Source organism: Gammaproteobacteria bacterium (assembly GCA_019911805.1).
Lineage (GTDB): Bacteria > Pseudomonadota > Gammaproteobacteria > Thiohalobacterales > Thiohalobacteraceae > JAHJQQ01.
The window spans coordinates 1-19,293 of record JAIOJV010000048.1; the positions used below are offsets into that span (position 1 = coordinate 1).

At 65.3% G+C, this 19,293-nt stretch carries 15 protein-coding genes; 9 read left to right on the forward strand and 6 right to left on the reverse strand.

Going from position 1 to position 19,293, the window contains the following annotated elements:
- A partial coding sequence (locus K8I04_04500) for a cell division protein ZipA C-terminal FtsZ-binding domain-containing protein (protein MBZ0070968.1) occupies positions 1 to 222 on the reverse strand: 222 nt, incomplete at its 3' end.
- Between K8I04_04500 and K8I04_04505 the strand changes: the two genes are divergently transcribed.
- From K8I04_04505 to K8I04_04525, 5 genes are all read left to right on the forward strand, one after another.
- Complete coding sequence (locus tag K8I04_04505) at positions 173 to 544, forward strand: cell division protein ZipA C-terminal FtsZ-binding domain-containing protein (protein ID MBZ0070969.1); 372 nt, start codon at positions 173 to 175, stop codon at positions 542 to 544. The genes K8I04_04500 and K8I04_04505 overlap by 50 nt on opposite strands.
- Positions 545 to 551: 7 nt before the next feature.
- Complete coding sequence (gene ligA / locus K8I04_04510) at positions 552 to 2,666, forward strand: NAD-dependent DNA ligase LigA (GenBank protein ID MBZ0070970.1); 2,115 nt, start codon at positions 552 to 554, stop codon at positions 2,664 to 2,666.
- A 286-nt stretch (positions 2,667 to 2,952) separates the two neighbouring features.
- A complete protein-coding gene (locus K8I04_04515) occupies positions 2,953 to 5,373 on the forward strand; it encodes a DUF1631 domain-containing protein (protein MBZ0070971.1) in 2,421 nt (806 codons plus the stop codon).
- A 1-nt stretch (position 5,374) separates the two neighbouring features.
- Complete coding sequence (locus tag K8I04_04520; protein MBZ0070972.1) at positions 5,375 to 5,707, forward strand: PilZ domain-containing protein; 333 nt, start codon at positions 5,375 to 5,377, stop codon at positions 5,705 to 5,707.
- 82 nt (positions 5,708 to 5,789) lie between these two features.
- Entirely contained in the window at positions 5,790 to 6,272 is a 483-nt protein-coding gene (locus K8I04_04525) for a peptidylprolyl isomerase (protein MBZ0070973.1), read from the forward strand.
- Between the two features lie 175 nt (positions 6,273 to 6,447).
- Here K8I04_04525 and glcF read toward each other — a convergent pair whose 3' ends face one another.
- The 5 genes from glcF to K8I04_04550 form a co-directional block, all read right to left on the reverse strand.
- Positions 6,448 to 7,656, reverse strand: a complete 1,209-nt coding sequence (gene glcF, locus K8I04_04530; protein ID MBZ0070974.1) for a glycolate oxidase subunit GlcF — start codon at positions 7,654 to 7,656, stop codon at positions 6,448 to 6,450.
- Between the two features lie 3 nt (positions 7,657 to 7,659).
- The gene (gene glcE, locus K8I04_04535; GenBank protein MBZ0070975.1) at positions 7,660 to 8,721 is read right to left on the reverse strand and encodes a glycolate oxidase subunit GlcE; all 1,062 of its coding nucleotides are present in this window, start codon (positions 8,719 to 8,721) and stop codon (positions 7,660 to 7,662) included.
- Between the two features lie 104 nt (positions 8,722 to 8,825).
- Positions 8,826 to 10,310, reverse strand: coding sequence for an FAD-binding protein (locus tag K8I04_04540; GenBank protein ID MBZ0070976.1), 1,485 nt, complete (start codon positions 10,308 to 10,310; stop codon positions 8,826 to 8,828).
- Positions 10,311 to 10,445: 135 nt separating this feature from the next.
- Positions 10,446 to 11,792, reverse strand: a complete 1,347-nt coding sequence (locus tag K8I04_04545; GenBank protein ID MBZ0070977.1) for a four-carbon acid sugar kinase family protein — start codon at positions 11,790 to 11,792, stop codon at positions 10,446 to 10,448.
- A gap of 424 nt (positions 11,793 to 12,216) precedes the next feature.
- A complete protein-coding gene (locus K8I04_04550; protein MBZ0070978.1) occupies positions 12,217 to 14,433 on the reverse strand; it encodes a phosphoketolase in 2,217 nt (738 codons plus the stop codon).
- Between the two features lie 92 nt (positions 14,434 to 14,525).
- On the opposite strand from K8I04_04550, the gene K8I04_04555 reads away from it, so the two are divergent.
- The 4 genes from K8I04_04555 to K8I04_04570 all read left to right on the forward strand — a co-directional run bounded on the left by K8I04_04555 (position 14,526) and on the right by K8I04_04570 (position 19,256).
- Positions 14,526 to 15,284 (forward strand): IclR family transcriptional regulator, encoded by a 759-nt coding sequence (locus K8I04_04555; protein ID MBZ0070979.1) that lies wholly within the window; start codon positions 14,526 to 14,528, stop codon positions 15,282 to 15,284.
- A 469-nt stretch (positions 15,285 to 15,753) separates the two neighbouring features.
- Positions 15,754 to 16,410 carry a thiopurine S-methyltransferase gene (locus K8I04_04560; protein MBZ0070980.1) on the forward strand — a complete coding sequence of 219 codons (657 nt, stop codon included), beginning with the start codon at positions 15,754 to 15,756 and terminating at the stop codon, positions 16,408 to 16,410.
- Positions 16,411 to 16,592: 182 nt separating this feature from the next.
- Positions 16,593 to 18,197 carry a VWA domain-containing protein gene (locus tag K8I04_04565; protein ID MBZ0070981.1) on the forward strand — a complete coding sequence of 535 codons (1,605 nt, stop codon included), beginning with the start codon at positions 16,593 to 16,595 and terminating at the stop codon, positions 18,195 to 18,197.
- 9 nt (positions 18,198 to 18,206) lie between these two features.
- Positions 18,207 to 19,256: a hypothetical protein gene (locus tag K8I04_04570; GenBank protein ID MBZ0070982.1), complete on the forward strand. Its 1,050-nt coding sequence runs from the start codon at positions 18,207 to 18,209 to the stop codon at positions 19,254 to 19,256.
- Positions 19,257 to 19,293: the final 37 nt, after the last annotated feature.

The window sequence follows — 19,293 nt, forward strand, 5'->3', positions numbered from 1 at the left end:
CGGCGTGCCGCTCGAGCTGCCGTCCGCATAACGCTGATAGATGTGTGTCTCGTCGTACCGCAGCCCCGCCTGCCCCAGGGCCTCCGCCACCGCGACGCCGGCGAACGGCTGCCCCGGCGGTGCGACGACATAGAGGGCGACGATCTTTTCTTCCGCCGAAGCCGGCGGCGCGGTGGCGGAGGCCCTGGGGCAGGCGGGGCTGCGGTACGACGAGACACACATCTATCAGCGTTATGCGGACGGCAGCTCGAGCGGCACGCCGGTCTTCGGCGTCGCCAATCTGGTCGAGCCCGGGACCCTGGAACCCGAACTGCTGGCCGGGAAGGGTACGCCCGGCCTGAGCCTGTTTCTGCAGCTTCCCGGCCCGATGAGCCCGCTACGCGCCTTCGACGTGTTCGCCGCGACCGCGCAGCAACTGGCCGGGCAGCTCGGCGGTGAGTTGCGCGACCGCAGCCGCAGCGCGGTGAGCCGCCAGTCCCTCGAGCATCTGCGCGACGAGGTGCAGCAGTACGAACGCCGCCTGCGCCTGCCCCGGTCCCCCTGAGCACGCCATGGGCACCACCACGTCAGCCGTACAGCGCAGCGCTGAACTGCGCCGGCTGCTGCAGCATCACGATCACCTTTATTATGCACTCGACGCCCCCGAGATCCCGGATGCCGAATATGACCGCCTGTTCCGCGAGCTGCAGCAGCTCGAGGCGGAACACCCCGAGCTGATCACGCCCGACTCACCCACCCAGCGCGTCGGTGGCGCGCCGCTGGAACGTTTCGCGTCGGTGCGTCACGCCGTGCCGATGCTCTCCATCCGCACCGAGACGGATACCACGGCGAGCGGCGCCAGCAGCTTCGATGCACGCATCCGGCGCGAGTTGCAGCTGGATGCCGATGATCCACCGGTCGAATACGCCGCCGAGCTCAAGTTCGACGGCCTCGCCATCGGTCTGCGCTACGAGCGGGGCGTGCTGGTACAGGCCGCTACCCGCGGTGACGGTCAGGTCGGCGAGGACGTCACCCAGAACGTGCGTACCGTTGCCAGCATTCCCCTGCGGCTGCAGGCCATCGACGCACCGGTGCTGGAAGTGCGTGGCGAGATCTATATGCGCCGTGACGACTTCGAGCGCCTCAATCAACGGCAGCGGGATACCGGCGGGAAGGCCTTCGTGAATCCGCGGAATGCCGCCGCCGGTTCGATCCGCCAGCTCGATCCGGCGATCGCCGCCGGCCGGCCGCTGAGCTTCTTCGCCTACGGCCTGGGTGAGGTACAGGGCTGGGCCGTGCCGGAGACCCACAGCGCCGTGCTCGACGCGCTCATGGGCATGGGCGTACCGGTGTGCACGGACCGCGCCGTCGTGCTCGGTGCCGAGGGCTTGATGGGTTTCCATCGGCAGATCGCCGCCCGGCGCGACGCGCTCCCCTTCGACATCGACGGTGTGGTCTACAAGGTCAACAGCCTGGCCCTGCAGGCGCGGCTCGGCTTCGTCACCCGCGAGCCGCGCTGGGCGGTGGCGCACAAGTATCCCGCCCAGGAGCAGCTCACCGTGGTGCGCGACATCGACATCCAGGTCGGCCGCACCGGCAGGCTCACGCCCGTGGCCAAGCTGGAGCCGGTGTTCGTCGGCGGGGTCACCGTCACCAACGCCACTCTGCACAACGAGGACGAGGTGCGCCGCAAGGATGTGCGCCGCGGCGACACCGTGATCGTGCGTCGCGCCGGCGACGTCATCCCGGAGGTGGTCAGCGTACTGCTGGAGCGGCGGCCGCAGGACGCGGGCGGCCCCTTCGATCTCTACCAGCGGCTGCAGGGCCGCTGTCCCGTGTGTGGCAGCGCCATCGCCCGTGAGGAGGGTGCGGCCGACTGGCACTGCACGGCCGGGCTGTATTGCCCGGCGCAGCGCAAGGAGGCGATCCGGCATTTCGCCTCACGCCGCGCCATGGACATCGAAGGCCTCGGCGACAAGCTGGCCGATCAACTGGTGGAGCGCGGCCTGATCACGGACGCTGCCGACCTCTACGCGCTGACCGCCGCGCAGCTGGCCGGGCTGGAACGCATGGGGCCGAAATCGGCGGAGAACCTGCTGGCCGCACTCGAGCAGAGCCGTGCTACGACGCTGGCGCGCTTCCTGTTCGCGCTGGGTATCCCGGATGTCGGGGAGGCAACCGCCGCCGCGCTCGCGGCCCACTTCGGTAGCCTTGAGGCGCTGGTCGACGCTGCCGACAGCTACGCCCGGGCGCTCGCCGAGGATGACGACGAGACCGCCGCCGCGCGCGCCCGGCGGCTCCAGGCCGAGGCCCTGCAGCAGGTTCCCGACGTCGGCCCCGAGGTCGCCGAACGCATCACCCGGTTTTTCACCGAGCCCCACAATCTGCGCGTCATCGAACGATTACGCGCGGCCGGCGTAGGCTGGCAGGACGTGAAGGTCGTGCCAGCCGCGGTACTGCCGCTCGTCGGCAAGACCTTCGTCCTTACCGGTTCCCTCGACGGTATGACCCGCGACGAGGCCAAGGCGCGTCTGCAGGCACTAGGCGCCAAGGTCAGTGGCAGCGTTTCAAAAAAGACCGATTACGTCGTGGCCGGTGCCGACCCCGGCTCCAAGCTCGCCAAGGCGCAGGAACTTGGCGTCACGGTGCTGGACGAGGCCGGTCTGCGCGCGCTGCTGGGCGGATGACGCCCTGGCGGGCTGTCGATGGCGTCCTTCGCAAACCCAAAACCCAATGCAGCCACGGAAGCACACGGAAGGCACCGAAATAAAACAAACATGTGAAGCCCGGGCTCAGCACCTGACGGGTGAAGAGGGCTGCTGCGTGATGCGCATGATCTCGTCCGTGTTTTTCCGCGTACTTCCGTGGCAAATACGATTTTCGGGTTAAAGCTGGTGATCCGGCGGCCGATTCCTGTGTCTCGAAGACACCGTCTGAGTGTCCGATGTGGCCCCCATCGAGCACAGGAATGCCATGAGTACCCAAGGACCCACCCGCAGCACACCGTTGCCCCCGCGTTTCAAAGACCTGGTACAGGGCTGTCGCCAGATGGCCCGCACCCACCTCGTGCCGCTGTTCGCGTCGGTATTCGACAATGCCGATGTGGCGCTGCTCGAGTTCGCCTCCAAGGCGGAGAGCAATGCGGCCCAGGCCAGGTTTTTCGCCGCCATGCAGGAGTTCAAACGCAAGCGCGGTGATCTGGAACAGGTTTTTTTCAAAGCCGTGGATACGGGCTTTCGCGATTTCATCAAGGGTGAGGCGGGTGAAGATGGGGCTGGTACGGCGGTACCCCCGGCACTGGGCGGACTCCGCCTGGTGGATAAAGGCGAGGTCGAGGAATCGCTGCCGCTGCAGAACATGACGGCCAAGGCCCAGGCGACCTACAGCGAACCGCTCTATGGCTTGAGTCAGCGGCTGGCGGTCGTGAACGGCGGTACCCGCCTGCAGGATGAGCAGCTGCCCGGCGGACCGGCGCAGATCGCCCGGGCGGCCCGTGATGCCTTCCGGCTGCTGGATATGGATGGCAAGACACGCATGGTCGCCTATGCCGTGTTCGACCGCGCCGTGATGGGTGAGTTGCTGGGCCTGTATGAGGAATACAACCGCCGGTTGGTCAACGCGGGTATTCTCCGCAACCTCAAATACGAGATCCGCAAGCAGCCTGATCCGCGCCAGGTGAAGTCGGGCCCGGGTGCCGCAGGCACTGATTCGGGCGCCGCAGGCGCCGGTTCGGATGCCGCAGACGCTGGTTCGGACGCCACCGGCGCCGGCCCGACGGCCCGCGGCTCGTCCGGGCGGGCCGCGGCTGGAGTGCTTGGACAGACCCTCGGCGAAGAGACCTTCGAGACGATCCGCGAGCTGCTGGCGGTACGCCGCACCGCACGCGGCCGGGAGGCCAGCATTCCGCCACCGACCGAGGCGGTCGCAGCCAATTCGCGGACGGCCATCCTCGGCACCATCGATTCGATCCAGCAGGCGCACAGCGAGGCAGAGGTCACCCGTCGCTTCAACGCCGAGATCTTCGAGACGGTCAGTGTCGATCAGGCCTTGCTCGAAAAACTCAAAATCGCACTCGTCGACGAGCGGCAGCGGCTCTACGGCGGCGTCGACCGGCGCCGTGTCGCCAGTGCCGATGCGGATGTGATCGATCTGGTCGGCATGCTGTTCGATTACATGTTGCAGGATGAGCAGTTGCCCAATGTCGTGAAGGCGTTGCTCAGCCGCCTGCATACCCCATACCTCAAAGTGGCGATCCTGGATCAGCATCTGTTCACCGACCGACAGCATCCGGCACGACGACTGCTGGATGTCATGGCCGAGGCCGGCGCACGCTGGGTGAGCGAGGACGACCTGGAGCGTGGCATCTTCCCGTGCATGCGTCATCTGGTCGAGCGCATTCTGGCTGAATTCAAGGATGACCTCAGCCTGTTCGACGCACTGCAAGATGAGTTCACCACCCATCTGCGGGAGGTCGAACAGAAGGCGGAGATGATCGAAAAGCGTTCGGTCGAGATGGCGGACGGTCAGGCCAGGCTGCAGCATGCGCGCGTACGCGCCCAGGAGGAGATCGATGCACGGCTGCGGCACAGCTTGCTGCAACCGGAGGCACAGGATTTCCTGCGGCAGGTGTGGATGGAAAAACTGACCTTCATCCTGCTGCGGGAAAAATCCGGCGAAGACAGCGCGCCCTGGCGACTGGCACTGACGCTGGCGGACGACATTGTGTTCAGCCTCGACCAGCGTGGCGGCGAGGCCGCGCGGGCGGAGCTGCGTGCGGCACTGCCGGCCTTGCGCGCGCGGCTGCGCGAAGGGTTGGAGGCCTTGCGCGCCTACGGCCGCCGGGACAATGACCGGCTGCTGGCGCAGCTCAGCCAGTGGCAGGACGAGCTGCTCACCCGGGCAGAGGTGTCGGCACAGCCGTCGCTGGAGCCGGTGCCGCCACCGGTAACGGCGTCGCCAGCGGTAAAGGCGTCGCCAGCGGTAAAGGCGTCACCAGCGGTAAAGGCGTCACCAACGGTGGAGGTGGTGCCGCCTCCAGTGAAGAAGGTAGCACCGCCCCGTTCACCCGAGCTGGCAGCGATGCTCGAACGGCTCGGCTCGCTGGCGTTCGACACCTGGTTCGAATTCAAGGAAGCCGGCGGGGTGCGTACCCATCGGTGGAAGCTTGCCTGGCACAGTCAGATTTCATCGAATTATATGTTCGTGGACGCCATGGGGGTGAAGGCGGCCGAATATCCAAAGATGGAATTGGCGCAACGGCTGTGCGACGGCCAGGCACGTATCCTCATCATGGAACACAAGCCGTTTCTGGATCGGGCCCTGGAGAGCATCCTGGCATGGCTTGGACGAGACAAGACGCAGTCGGCCTCCTTGACGGCCGCAAGGGGGGAGTGACATGTCCGAGAAGCGCGGTGCCATACGCAAAGATGTCGCGGCCGATCTGCCGGTCACCGATGTGAATACCGGACGAGTGGTGGGCGAGTTGGTAAACATCTCCAGCACGGGTTTCATGTTGTTCGCCGCCACACCTCTGGCGCCGCACTCGATCTTTCAGCTGAGCCTGCAGGTCCCCAGACCCGTCCACGGCATCGATACCTTGTATTTCGGTGCAGAGTGCCTCTGGTGCGCGCCGGCGGACCGCCCGGAACGCCACTGGATAGGGTTCCAGCTGATTGATATTTCTCAGCAGGAACAGGAGGCACTGGAGTACTTCGTAGAATCCATCTGAACTGCGCGGCTTCACGGCGCGATTGGCAGGGGGTGGCGAAATCACTAAACTAGCGCCTCATTTCGGGCCAGTTGGAGTCGCCATGCAAGTTGCCAAGCACAAGGTCGTGTCCATCGACTACACCCTGACGGATGCACAGGGGGAGGTCATTGACAGTTCCACGGGCGGGGAGCCGCTCGTCTACATCCAGGGCATGAACAACATCATTCCGGGCCTGGAGAATGCACTTGCCGGAAAGCAGACGGGCGACAGCCTGAAGGTTACCGTGCCACCGGCCGAGGGCTACGGCGAGCGCAACGACGCCATGCAGCAGGAAGTCCCGCGGGAGATGTTCGACGCCACCGACACCATCCAGGTCGGCATGCAGTTTCACGCCAGCGATGGTGAACACCAGCATGTCGTGACCGTGATCGGCGTCACCGATACCCATGTCACCGTCGACGGCAATCATCCGCTGGCGGGCGAGACCTTGAATTTCGACGTCACCGTCGTCGCGGTCCGCGACGCCACCGCCGAGGAACTCGACCACGGTCATGCGCACGGTCCAGGCGGACATCAGCACTGATGCTGCAGGTGGGTCCGGTGCGGGGGTGCAGGCGCCCCGCCGCGCTGCCACGATCCACTGAAACCGTCCGGCAGGGCATCCATACCCGGTCCCCGGTCCGATCTCTGAGCGTTGCCCCGCTGGGGCCATGACGCGTGGCACGCGCGGCGGGTGTCCCGCGGATGCCGCGTCACGGTCACGTATCGAGCAGCTCGATCCAGTGTCTCACCGGTACGCGGGCCGCACCTTGCAGGTGCAGCTGACAGCCGACGTTCGCGGTGGCGATCAGTTCCGGGCCGGGCCGTTCGAGATGGGCGAGTTTGTCGTCGCGCAGGCGTGTGGACAGGGCGGGTTGCAACAAGGAATAAGTGCCTGCCGATCCGCAGCACAGGTGACTGTCGCGCACTTCGGTGAGCTCGAAGCCCAGTCTCGTCAGGATACCTTCGACGGTGCCGGCAAGTCGCTGGCCGTGCTGCAGCGTGCAGGGCGCATGAAACGCGATGCGGCGGGGTTGCCGTTGCTGCAGCAAAGGCAGCAGCTCTTCTGCACCGAGCACCTCACCCAGATCGCGCGTCAGCGCGCTGATGCGCGCGGCCTTCCCGGCATAGGGTGCGTCATGGGCCAGCAGCACGCCGTAGTCTTTCACCATCACACCGCAACCACTCGCCGTCGTTACGATCGCCTCGATACCGTCTTCGACATACGGCCACCAGGCATCGATGTTGCGGCGTATGAATGCGTGCGCCTCGGCCGTGGCGCTGAGGTGATGGCTGAGTGCGCCGCAGCAACCGGCCGCCGGCGCGACGACCAGCGAAATGCCCAGCCGGTCCAGCACCCGGGCGGCGGCGGCATTGGTGTTGGGGGTCGTACTCGCCTGCGCGCAGCCGGCCAGCACCAGCATCCGCCGCGCATGGCGCGGTGGCGGCCACGCCCCCGCGTCCTGCCGCACCGGGATCTGGTCCTGTAGTGCCCGTGGCAGGGCGGGGCGTACGGCCTGGCTGATACGCAGCAGCGTACCGAAACGTCCCGCATGCGGGATCAGCGTACGCAGCAGCCGCCGATAGAGTCGTTCCCGCCAGGGACGCGCGATCCGCTGCTCGGCGACGGCCCGGCCGATATCCACCAGGCGACCGTACCGCACACCCGAGGGGCAGGTGGTCTCGCAGGCACGGCAGGTCAGGCAGCGATCGAGGTGCAACTGGGTCGCACGGGTGGCGACCTGGCCCTCCAGCATCTGCTTGATGAGATAGATTCGTCCACGCGGCCCGTCGAGTTCGTCGCCGAGCAGTTGGTAGGTCGGACAGGTCGCCGTACAGAAACCGCAATGTACGCAGCTGCGCAGGATGGCGTCGGCCTCACGGCCTGCGGGCGTATCCAGTACCTCCGGGGTGAGTGAAGTCTGCATAGCTCAGAGATCCGGATAGAGTTTGCCGCGGTTGAGGATGCGGTGCGGATCGAAGGCCAGCCGGAGGCGGCGCTGCAGGACGAGCAGCGTCGCCGGTAGCGGCTGGAATACCGCGCCGTCCTGTGCGCCGCGAAAACGCATGGCATGACCGCCGCCGGCCGCCGCCGTGGCGAACAGGGTGTCGGCAGGCGCCGTGGTCTTCAGCCAGTGCAGGGCACCGCCCCAGTCGATGAGCTGTCTGCCGCCGAGGGCCGGGGTACGCGCCGCCACCGGCATCGAGACCCGCCACAGCTCGCCGCTGCCGGTGAAGAAGGGGCTGCGCTGTTCGCGCAGGGTTTCCCAGAAGCCCGTGCCGGTGGCATCGGTCGCGCCACCGACACGCCGTCGGGCTGCCTCGACGGCGCGCTCGGCGCCGGCCAGACGCACATGCAGACACTCGCCGTCGTAGCACAGACCCGCCAACGGCAGTGGTTCGCGCTGCCATTCGAGCATACGCCCCCTGGCAACCACAGCATCCAGTTCCAGGGCCAGAAAGGCCTCAGCCGCCGGGCGGGGCAGCACCTTCAGTGAGACCTCCAGCAGCACGCCGAGCGTGCCGTAGGCGCCGCACATCAGCCGCGATACGTCGTAGCCCGCGACATTCTTCATGACCTCGCCGCCGAAACGCAGTATCTCACCACGGCCGTTGATGATCTTCGTGCCCAGTACGAAATCGCGCGCCGCGCCGCGGAACGGCCGCGCCGGTCCCGACAGCCCGCAGGCGATCGTACCGCCGAGCGTCGCTGCCGATCCGAAGTGCGGTGGTTCGAAGCCGAGCATCTGTCCACGCTCCGCCAGTGCCGCTTCGACCTCGGCGAGTGGTGTGCCGGCGCGCGCGGTGATCACCAGTTCGGTGGGCTCGTACTGGACGATGCCGCGCAGTCCCGAGATATCCAGCAGATCGCCCTCGATGCGCCGACCGAGAAAGTCCTTGCTGCCGCCCCCGCGGACGATCAGCGGCGCTTTCCGTGCGACAGCGGTACGGATGCTCTCGGCTATCTGCGCTTCTGTTACATTCATCGACATGAGAGCCATTAACCACAAAGGACACTAAGGACACAAAGTAGAATCATGGGAAAATAACGTGGAGGTTTCCTTGGTGTCCTTGGTGTACTTCGTGATGAAAATGTTCAAAACCGCTCCAATTCGGGGTGCTTCAGCTGCCCGCGATGCACGTGCATGGCGCCGAATTCGGCGCAGCGGTGCAGGGTGGGCACGGCCTTGCCGGGGTTGAGCAGACCGTCCGGATCAAAGGCCGCCTTTACCGCGTGGAACTGCTGCAGCTCGGCGGGCTGGAATTGCACGCACATCTGGCCGATCTTCTCCATGCCGACACCGTGCTCCCCGGTGATGGTGCCACCGACCTCGACACACAGCTCCAGGATCCGGCCGCCGAATTCCTCGGTACGCTGCAGCTCACCGGGTTGGTTGGCGTCATAGAGGATCAGCGGATGCAGATTGCCGTCACCGGCATGGAAGACATTGGCGACCGCCAGATCGTATTCACGCGACAGTTCGCCGATACGCCTGAGCACCTGCGGCAGATGACGGCGCGGGATGGTGCCGTCCATGCAGTAATAATCGGGTGCGATGCGGCCCACTGCGGGAAAGGCGGCCTTGCGTCCTGCCCAGAAGCGCAGACGCTCGGCCTCGTCGCGCGCCGTGCGCACCTCGGTCGCGCCGGCGGCGAGCAGTAGTTCGCGTACCTGCAGGATATGCTGCGACACCTCCTCGTTGGTGCCGTCGATCTCACATAGCAGGATCGCCTCACAGTCGGGATAGCCGGCGTGCACGAAATCCTCCGCAGCGCGGATGGCGAGGCGGTCCATCATCTCCAGGCCGGCGGGAATGACGCCTGCGCCGATGATGTCGCCGACGGCCTGGCCGGCCTTCTCGATATCGTCGAAGGCGGCGAGCACAACCTGGGCGCGTTCCGGCAGCGGCAGCAGACGCACCGTGATCTCCGTCAGCACGCCCAGCATACCTTCCGAACCGGTCAGCAGCGCGAGCAGGTCATAGCCGGCAGAATCCAGGGCCTCGCTGCCGATGCACACCAGTTCGCCCTCCGCAGTGAGCATCTCCAGACGCAGGATATTGTGTACCGTGAGCCCGTACTTCAGGCAATGCACGCCACCGGAATTCTCTGCGACATTGCCACCGATGGTGCAGGCGATCTGCGAGGATGGGTCCGGCGCGTAGTAGAGCCCGTACTCTTTGACGGCGTCGGAGATGGCAAGATTACGCACGCCGGGTTGCACCCGGGCGATGCGCTGCTCGGGGTCGATGGAGAGGATCCGGTTGAAGCGTGCGAGGCTCAGGACCAGTCCATCGGCGTGCGGCAATGCGCCACCGGACAGCCCGGTACCGGCGCCGCGCGCAACGACCGGGATTCTGCGCGCATGGCAGAGCCTCAGCACCGCCTGCACCTGCCCGATCGTTTCGGGCAATACCACGGCCAGCGGCAGCTCGCGGTAGGCTGACAGCCCGTCGCATTCGTAGGGCCGCAACGCCTCGTCGCTGGCCAGCACCGCGGTCGCAGGGAGGATCGCGCACAGCGCATCGGCCAGCGTGCGCTGCTGCTGTCTGCGGTCCAGGTTGTCCATGTTATGCGGCATCGTCACATCAACTTTCAGCAGACTGAAGATTTAACCACGAAGGACACCAAGGACACGACGGAACTGAACGAAATTGCTTTGTGTCCTTCGTGGTTGATCAACAGGAGGTGGTGATCCTGTTGCGGTTCGTTGTGCTCACCCCGATTTACGGTGGTCGGCGATCACCGGCCCGGCCAGACGCCGAAACACGGTCGCGAGTGCATCGTCGTCGCCGACATTGCCAGGAAAGATTACCACCGGCAGATTCGGGTATTGGGGGTGATCGTCCGGACAGCGTACCACCGAGCAGCCGGCCAGGATCTGGCCCAGTACCCGGGCCGTGCGCAGCGCCAGTCCCTGGGATAATACATCGTTCGAAGTAATGCCGCCCTTGCTGATGAGGAAGCCGATATCGGCCGGGAGGCGATGAATGATCGTCATCAGGAACGCGGACACCACCTCGCCAAAGTCCAGGCGGGTCTGTTCATCGGTGAAGATCATCTCCTTGCGGCTGGTGAAGATCACCATCGTCAGACGCCGTGCATGTGCGGCCTCGATGCGCTCGAGCACACTGCCGAGCAGTTGCTGGTCCTGGTCGGGCAGGCGCGTGACATCGACCTCGATGGGCGCAACGTCGGGTTCCTCCAGCAGGCGCTGCAACTGGCGCGTGGTCTTGCCGACATGCGAGCCGACCACGACCGCGCCGGGCCGGTCGCTACGCACATAGCGGTGCATGTCTACGGCGGCGACCGGCTGCGGCGGCAGCGCGGCCAGGGCGCTGACGATACCGGCGGCGGCGCGGCAGAGGAAGCGCTTGCCGCACCTGGCAGCCGCGTTCAGGTCCGTGGCGAAGGCGGTGAGATCGGCATGGGTTTCCGCGTCGACTGCGCAGGCGACATTGCCGGAGAGCGCCAACAGACGGTCGAGACAGCCAGCACGGATCTCGTCAAGGCCAAAATGCTCGACCTGGTCGGCACGGATACGCCCATGGGTCTTCTCTTCGACATAGTCCGGCAGAAAGGCGTGTTGGTAGCCGAACACCGAGTCGCGCGCGAACTCGGTCTCGTTAACCGGCACCGGCCGGCCGTCGACGAGCAGGTAGTGCACACCGTCGCGGGTGATGCGCCCGCCCTCGATGAAGGCGGGGATCAGGAAATGTGCATCGAAAGGACCCAGCTCCTCGGCGATGACGTCCGTCTCGACCGGATAGTGGCCACGCAGGGTGGAGTCCGAGCGGCTGATGATGATCGGTTCGACAGCGCGTCCGGTCCGTGCGAGTTCGTCCAGTGCGATCCTGAGATTGCGGCAGACCTCGCGCGTGATGTCTGCTGCGCGGCGGGCAGCCATGCCACGCGTGTTGGTGAGCACGAAGAACAACGGTGCCGCATCTGTCAGCGCCATGTACAACGTATCCACATCCCAGCGCAGCAGCAGCAGACAGCCATGCACCGTCTGCGAGCCGGTCGGATCGTCATCGAGCACCACGAGTCTGGTTGCGGTCATCGGCCTGCCTCGTTTGATGTTGTAAACCACCAGATCATTTGAACCGCCAAGACGCGGAGGACGCCAAGAAAAACCTTTTTTGAACCGCCAAGGCGCCAAGACGCCAAGACATCAAGGATATTTGAACCGCCAAGGCGCGGAGGACGCCAAGAAAAGCCTTTTTTAAACCGCCAAGGCGCCCAGACGCCAAGACATCAAGAATGTTTGAACCGCCAAGGCGCCAAGAACGCCAAGAGAGAGTTGATGATGTAAGGATCAGCCGGTTGTCCAGTGTCGCGTGTTCTCCTGTGGCTGCCTGTCGGTTTTTACATTCAACCAGCTTTATCTTGGCGTCTTGGCGCCTTGGCGGTTCAATACTCTTTCTTGGCGTCCTCCGCGTCTTGGCGGTTCATAGCGGTTCATAGCGGTTCATGAAAGAGTTTAATCACCGTCCCAACAACACCCGCGCCCGTGCCTCGATCACCGGGGCGTCCACGCCGTTGAAATTCATCAGCTCACCGGGCGTGGCGACGGTCTCGCCGCGTTGCCAGCACAGGGCGTCGCGCTTGGTCGAACTGCGCAGCAGCACCGGTTCCAGCGTCGCGCTCGGGCCGCCGCTGACGGCGAGCAGGGCGTCGGCGTCGAACAGCTGCGCGAAACACGTGTCGTCCATGAACTTTCCGTCCGGTTCGCTGACAGTGTCCCAGCTCACGTCGCCGGGGCGATACAGTCGGCGTGGGTTGGCCACGCTGACGATGCGTACGCGCACGCCGGTCTGCTCCAGGCGGTCTTTCGCCGTGAACACCGGCAGCAGGATCATGTCGCCGGCCACCGCCATGACGATCAGCGGGCCGGTGCCATGCGCGGTCTCGTACAGTGTTACGGCACCGTCTTCGATGGCCGCACGTGCCTGTGCGAGGGTGATGCGCACCGGCAGCGCCGTCTTCGAAGCGAAGATGGCGATGGATTTGTTGTGGGTGCCCAGCGCCCAGTCGTAGGCCGCCTGGATCATATTGGCGTCGCACGGGAACAAGGGGTAATGATTGCCGTTGCGCATCATTGCGGCACAATACGCTTCGAGCTCGGGGCGTTGATGTGTCCAGCCGTTACGACCCTGTTCCAACGCACCGGCAGTGAACATGTTCACCTGCGAGGGTGTCCTGCGGCGTAGTTCGGCCAGCGCCTGTGAAACTGTTTGCACGATCGGCCAGCCGTTGATGGCGAAGCTCTCGTAGGACAGCCACAGTGAACGGCCACCGAACAGGGCGATGGCCGCGGCCAGGCCGGCGCACGCGTCTTCGCTCAACGGTTCGTAGACCTGCCCGTGCGGCGACTGGTTGTACAGCGGGTCGGTCGTCGGATGGCGGATCTTCAATGCGTCGTTGATATTCTTCATCGCCGAGGCCTCGTTGCCGTCGGCATTGCTTACGATGAAAGACGGATCGCGCTGGCCCACGGCGGCGACCACGGCACCGAAGGCGGTGGCCGGCACCTGCTGCTCACCGACCGGGAATTCCTGCAGCGGCAGCACGCCGAGATCGGGCAGGGTGCGCTCACGCTCAGTGGCCACGGTCTGGCCCGCGGGACCGCCGCCGGCACGGGTGAGATTCGTGCGTACCAGTTCCCAGGTATCCATGGGCAGTGCACGGCGCTTGAGGCCGTCCATGATGCGCTCGGCATCCAGGGTGTCGGCCGGATACAGGTTATGCGCCTTGGCGCCGAGGGCGTGCACGCCCGCCCCCTTGAGCTGTTTGATGATGAAGGCTGTGAGCCGGCCGCCCAGTGCCTGCCTGGCCGCGCGCTCGATACCTTCGAGCACAGCGCCCTGGAAGGCCAGCCGCTGCGTGGGCGAGAAGCGTGTGCTGTCGACATAGGCACCGTCCTGATCGCGGTCGTCGAAATCCTTGGCATCGACCAGAATCACATCCTCGAAACCATGTGCCTTCCAATAACCGATCATCGCCTCATTGGACAGCAGCGACACCATGGAATGGTGCTCCTGGCTGTAGCCGTTCCACACCAGCACCGGCAGGAAGTTGGTCACCTGCGGGAACGCGGTCTTGAAGTGCATGAACGCGGACATGATGTAGGGCTCGCCCAGGCCGCCGTCACCGAGGGTCACGGGGAACAAGGTGCCGGGGTTGAGCAGGGCGCCGCCCATGGCGAAGTGCTGGCCCTGACCCAAAGGACCGGCCGGGGCGAGCAGACCGGGGATGGCGCCGGACAGGTGGCCGAGCAGACCATGACGTTCGCGGAAGCGTGCGCACAGATCGGCCACGGTGCGGATATCCATCGCCGCGAGTGAGCCGTCGAGAAACATGGCGCTGTAGAAGCCGGGGGCGTGGTGACCCACCTCGGTGACGATGTGTTTGTGACCGAGCATCAGCAGCGCGGCATGGGCCTCGGCCGAGGAGGCATAGCCGCCCGGATGGCCGGAGGCCTTGCTGCCGCAGACCTGCAGGGTGAGGTAGCGCAAGGCGTCGGCTGCCAGCAGGGTCTGGAATACTGCGGCCGGGTCGGCCGGGTCGGTGATGGCGGTCGCGCCTGCGGCGATGGCCGGCGTGGCGGCGAACCGGTCGGCGCCCGGCCAGGGTTGGCCGTAATAGTGGATGCCGTCGCGGAAGTCGCCTGTGGTCAACGTGAGTTCGGGGGTACTGCTCATGGGTGGACTCCTGCTGAAAATCTCAGTTGCACGTACGATACGGGGTCGGCTATGATTCCGCAATCCGCAATCGATTCCGTATCGTGAAATTTATGACAACAAAATCTCCTGAGTCCCACACCGGTTCGGTCCAGGTCATCGATCGTTTGACCGCGCTGTTGGAGGCCCTCGCCCGCCAGCGGGATGCAGTCAGCCTGAAAGTGCTGGCTGCCGACACCGGGCTGCATCCGTCCACGGCCTTCCGCATCCTGGCCGCGGCCATCGAGAACGGCCTGGTCGCGCGCGAGGGCAGCCACTACCGGCTGGGTATCCGCCTGCTGCAATGGGGCAACCGCGTGGCCTCGCACCAGGATCTGCGCCGCGCGGCACGGCCGTTGATGGAGGCCTTGCGCGACCGCATCGGCGAGACGGTGAACCTCACCGTGCGCCAAGGCGACGAAGTGGTCTATCTCGATCGGGCGCTGCCCGAGCGCATGATGCGCGTGGAACAGCGCGTCGGCAGCCGCGCGCCCCTGCACGTGACCGCGGTCGGCAAGCTGATGCTGGGCGAGGGTGGCGCCGACGCGTGCCGGGCATATGCGCAGCGTACCGGTCTGCCGGGCTACACGCGCTACAGCCTCATTGACGAGGAACAGCTGGTGCAGCATGTCTCCGGTTGCCTGCGTGCCGGCTTCGCCTATGATGACGAAGAGGCCGAGACCGGGGTCGGCTGCATCGGTGTGCTGGTGCATGACGACAGCGACGAGATCGTCGCCGGCCTGTCGATCTCGGCGCCCATCGAACGGCGCCGTGATGAGTGGGTGGAACTGCTCCAGGACACCGCGCGCGAATTGTCTGCGCGGCTGGGCTGAGCGGTGATCCGGTCACCTTCCGCAGCCAAGCGTTTCTGGCCACGGAATCCACGGAACAACACGGACAAGGGCAAAATACCGGCAGTCTCACCGAGAATGTACGTCATGTGCGCGATCGGAGCTGGCGTCATTTTAAAAGCCAACTTTTACCGCGAAGGACACAAAGGATTTCGAAATGATTGGTGCTTGGAGTCTGGACAGGTGTTGCGCTACGCCGTCACTCGATTATTGGCCACGGAAACACACGGAACAACACGGAAAGAATCCTAATGGGGAGCCTCTGATTAATTCGTCGTACCGTCATTGCTTCGCTTCGCTTGCAATGACGGATTAATCAGAGGCTTCATAGGTAAACCCCGGATCATTCCCCGCGGTTTGGTTTTCGGGTTTTACACAATGAACCTTTGCCGTGTTGTTCCGTGTGTTTCCGTGGCCAACAGTATTTTTGATTTTTGACTGAGGACTGTGCATGGATCCAAGTTTCTGGCTTGCGCGTTGGGAGGCCAACGAAATCGGTTTTCATCAACCGGATATCAATCCATATCTGCCGCGCTACTGGCCGCGGCTGCAGGCACCGCACGCCGGGCGTGTGTTCGTGCCACTGTGCGGCAAGAGCCGCGATATGCTGTGGCTGACGGGCGAGGGCTACCGTGTCATTGGCGTGGAGATCAGTCCCATCGCCGTACAGGCCTTCTTCGCCGAGAGCGATCTGCAGCCGCAGGTGGATGCAGACGACCGTTTCCGAGTGCATCGGACCGCCGAGATCACGCTGCTGGAGGGTGATTTCTTCGATCTCCGGCAGGCGGATCTCGGCCATCCGGTGGCGGTGTACGACCGGGCATCGCTGATCGCGCTGCCACCGGAGATGCGCCAGCGCTATGCGCGGCAGCTGGCAGCGTTGCTGTTGCCCGGCACCCCCGTGCTGCTGATCACGCTCGACTACCCGCAGGCGGAGATGGATGGCCCACCGTTCGCCGTCACGTCGGCGGAGGTGGCAGAACTCTACGCCGCGCATTTTTCCATCGCCGCGCTCCCCGGTCAGGATATCCTCGCCGAGAGTCCCGGCTTCAAGGCGCGTGGCCTGACGCGCCTGACTGAACAGGCCTATCAGCTGGTGCGTCGCTGAGGGCGGTGTGCCGTCAAGGCGAATCGATCGCCTTGTCCGCCTGTCCTGGCTTGGCTCTTGCAGGTAAATCTTTGAATTACTGTCGGATCTCACGGTCGTTACCGTCACCACGCTGTGGCCAGGGTAGCGCTGCCGTTATTTAAAGACATGATTTTAAAAGATTTACTGAAGAGGTGCTGGCTATGACGAATGACAGCGCAGCGCGACGCAAGCACTGCGGCCGTCGCCGACCGCGCAGGTCCTCTGGCGCCCGCATCGGCTGCATCTGGATCGTCCTCAGCGGAATTCTGGCGGTACCGGCGTCGTTCGCGAGTGCCCCGGCGACGGCGGGCCGATCCGGCGTCGACGCGGTGCTCGTCATCGATAGCTCCGGCAGCATGCGGGAGACCGACCCGCGGCGCTTGCGCGTACCGGCGGCGAAACTGTTCATCTCACTACTGGGCGTCGAGGACCGCGTCGGACTGGTCAGTTTCAGTGATGCCGGCTATCCGGTGACGCGGCTCACGCCGACCACCGGCGCCAATCGCGAGCGGCTGCTGCAGGGTGTCGACAAGGTCTCGGCCAAGGGCGCCTACACCAACCTGCATGCCGCATTGACGGCGGGCGTGGCGCTATTGCAAGGCGATGATCTACCGGATCGCAGCCCTGATCTGGAACGCCGTCGCCTGCTGCTGCTGATGTCCGACGGCCGCATGGATACCGGCGACTTCGAGCGTGACCGGGCGTTGCTCGACAAGATCCGTGGCGAGACACTTCCCGCCCTGGCTGCGGCCGGCATCGAGGTCTACACCATCGCCTTCACCGAGGCCTCGGACATGGCGTTACTGCACGAGATGGCGGCGCGCACCGCGGGCATGTCGCGCCTGGCCTCCAACGATCACGAACTGCAAGCGGCCTTCAGCCAGATCTTCGAGCGTGCCAAACAGCCCGACATGCTGCCCATCCGCGGTGGCGAATTCCAGGTCGACGCGGCCGTTGCCGAGGTCACGGTCGTGGCCTCGAAGGCCACGCCTGCGGTGAAGATCCGCCTGGAGACACCAGAGGGCCGGACGCTCGCTGCGACCGCTGCGGGCGAGGGGGTGCGCTGGTTCGAATCTGAGCAGTTCGACATGATCACCGTGCCGCGGCCGCAAGCCGGCCGCTGGCGTCTGCTGGCCAGCGACGATCGCGACAGCCGTGCCTATATCGTGACCGATCTCGGCATGGATGCGTACCTTGGCGAGACACCCGTCTATGTGGGCAGCGAACAGGCCGCCGAGGCCTGGCTGGTGCAGAATGGCGAAATCATCACCGCAGATGAATTGCTCGCGCAGACGCGCTTTCAGCTGCAGATCTTCCATCCCGACGGCACGCTGAGCGAGGTGGCGCTGGCGGACACGGGCCTGAACGGTGACCGTGCCGGTGGCGATGGTGTGTTCAGCCAGCCCGTCGTCTTCACACAGCCCGGGCAACAGCGCGTGCGGGTGACCGCCAGCGGCGGGACCTTCGAGCGGGAAAAGACCCTGTTCGTGGAGGCCGTGGCAGCAGACGTCGCGGTCGCGCAGACGGCGGCACCGGCCGTCGCAGACGAGCCGGCTACGGTACCTGCAGCAACCGAGCCGGAGGTTGCATCCGCGGCCGAGGCGCAGGCCGCCGGCACAGCGCCCGAATCCGGGATCAATATCGGTCTGGTCGTCTCGCTGTTCGTGTTGGTCAACGCGTTGATCGCCGCGTTCGTCGGCGGCGTGATCTTCTGGCGCCGGCGCCGCGCGGCAACGACGGCACCGGCCGCGCAGGACGTCGACTGAGGCGCGGTGGTGACCGCGCCCGCGTTCTACGCACTGCTCGGCCTGCTCGAGGCGTTGGTGGTCCTGGGCGTGGTCGTGGGGGTGCTGTTCTACCGGCTGCGGCGCAGTCGTGCCGAGACTGCGGCGCTTCGATGCCGTCTCGAGCCGGCCACACCGACGGATGCGGCCACGGCCACGCTGTCTGATTATGCCGGCTTTCTGCGCCAGCAGATTGAGCGGTCGAACCGCCTGTTGGGCGAGACGACCGAGGCCGTCGCAGGCACCGCTGTAGCGACCGCGGCCGATCCACAGACCGACCCCCATATCGACCCCGAGACCGACCCGGAAGTACGGCAGATGCTGGCGCTGCGACAGCAGTTCCTGCAAGTGGAGCTGACCGCTCAGGGCCCAGCCGCCGCGGGAGATACGCTCGCATGGCGGACGCGCCTGGTCGAGGGACTGAATGCACTGGTCACCAGCTGGTGTTCACCGACGGACGCGCCGGAGGGCGTCGCCTCCGCGGCACGTGATGAACTGACCCAGTTACGCGAGCAGATCGCCCACCTGAGATCCGTGATCGACAACCAGCACGCGGTCATGCGCGAACTGCGCGAGTCGCTCGAAGCGCATGGTGGAGAGGACGAGGCGTTGCAGACGATGGTACAGCGACTCGCTGTCGTGGGGCGTGAGGGCGAGGCACTGCAGCTGCGTCTCGGCGCCAGGGCGCGGGAGGAGGAACGGGCGCTGCGTGCCCATCCGGATGCCGAGCCACTGCGCGACCTGGTCGGCAGTCAGCAAAATACCATCCAGCATCTCCGACAGCTGCTGGCGCAGCTCGCCCCCGCAGGCGACACGGCCGAGGCGGTGCAGGCCACCATCGGTACGATCCAGCGCACCAACGATGAATTGAACGGTTGCATTGCGGTACTGGAAGACGAGAACACCATGCTCCGCGCCCGGGTCGAGGATCTGCAGGTACAGCTGGCGGGACTGGATGGGCAGACGGAAACGCCTCCCCGGCAGACCGCGGCCGACACCAACGACCTGCTGAAGACGCTGTTCGACCAACCGGATACCTGATCCGGCGGGTCGGTGACCCCGGTGCGGCCCGGTGCGG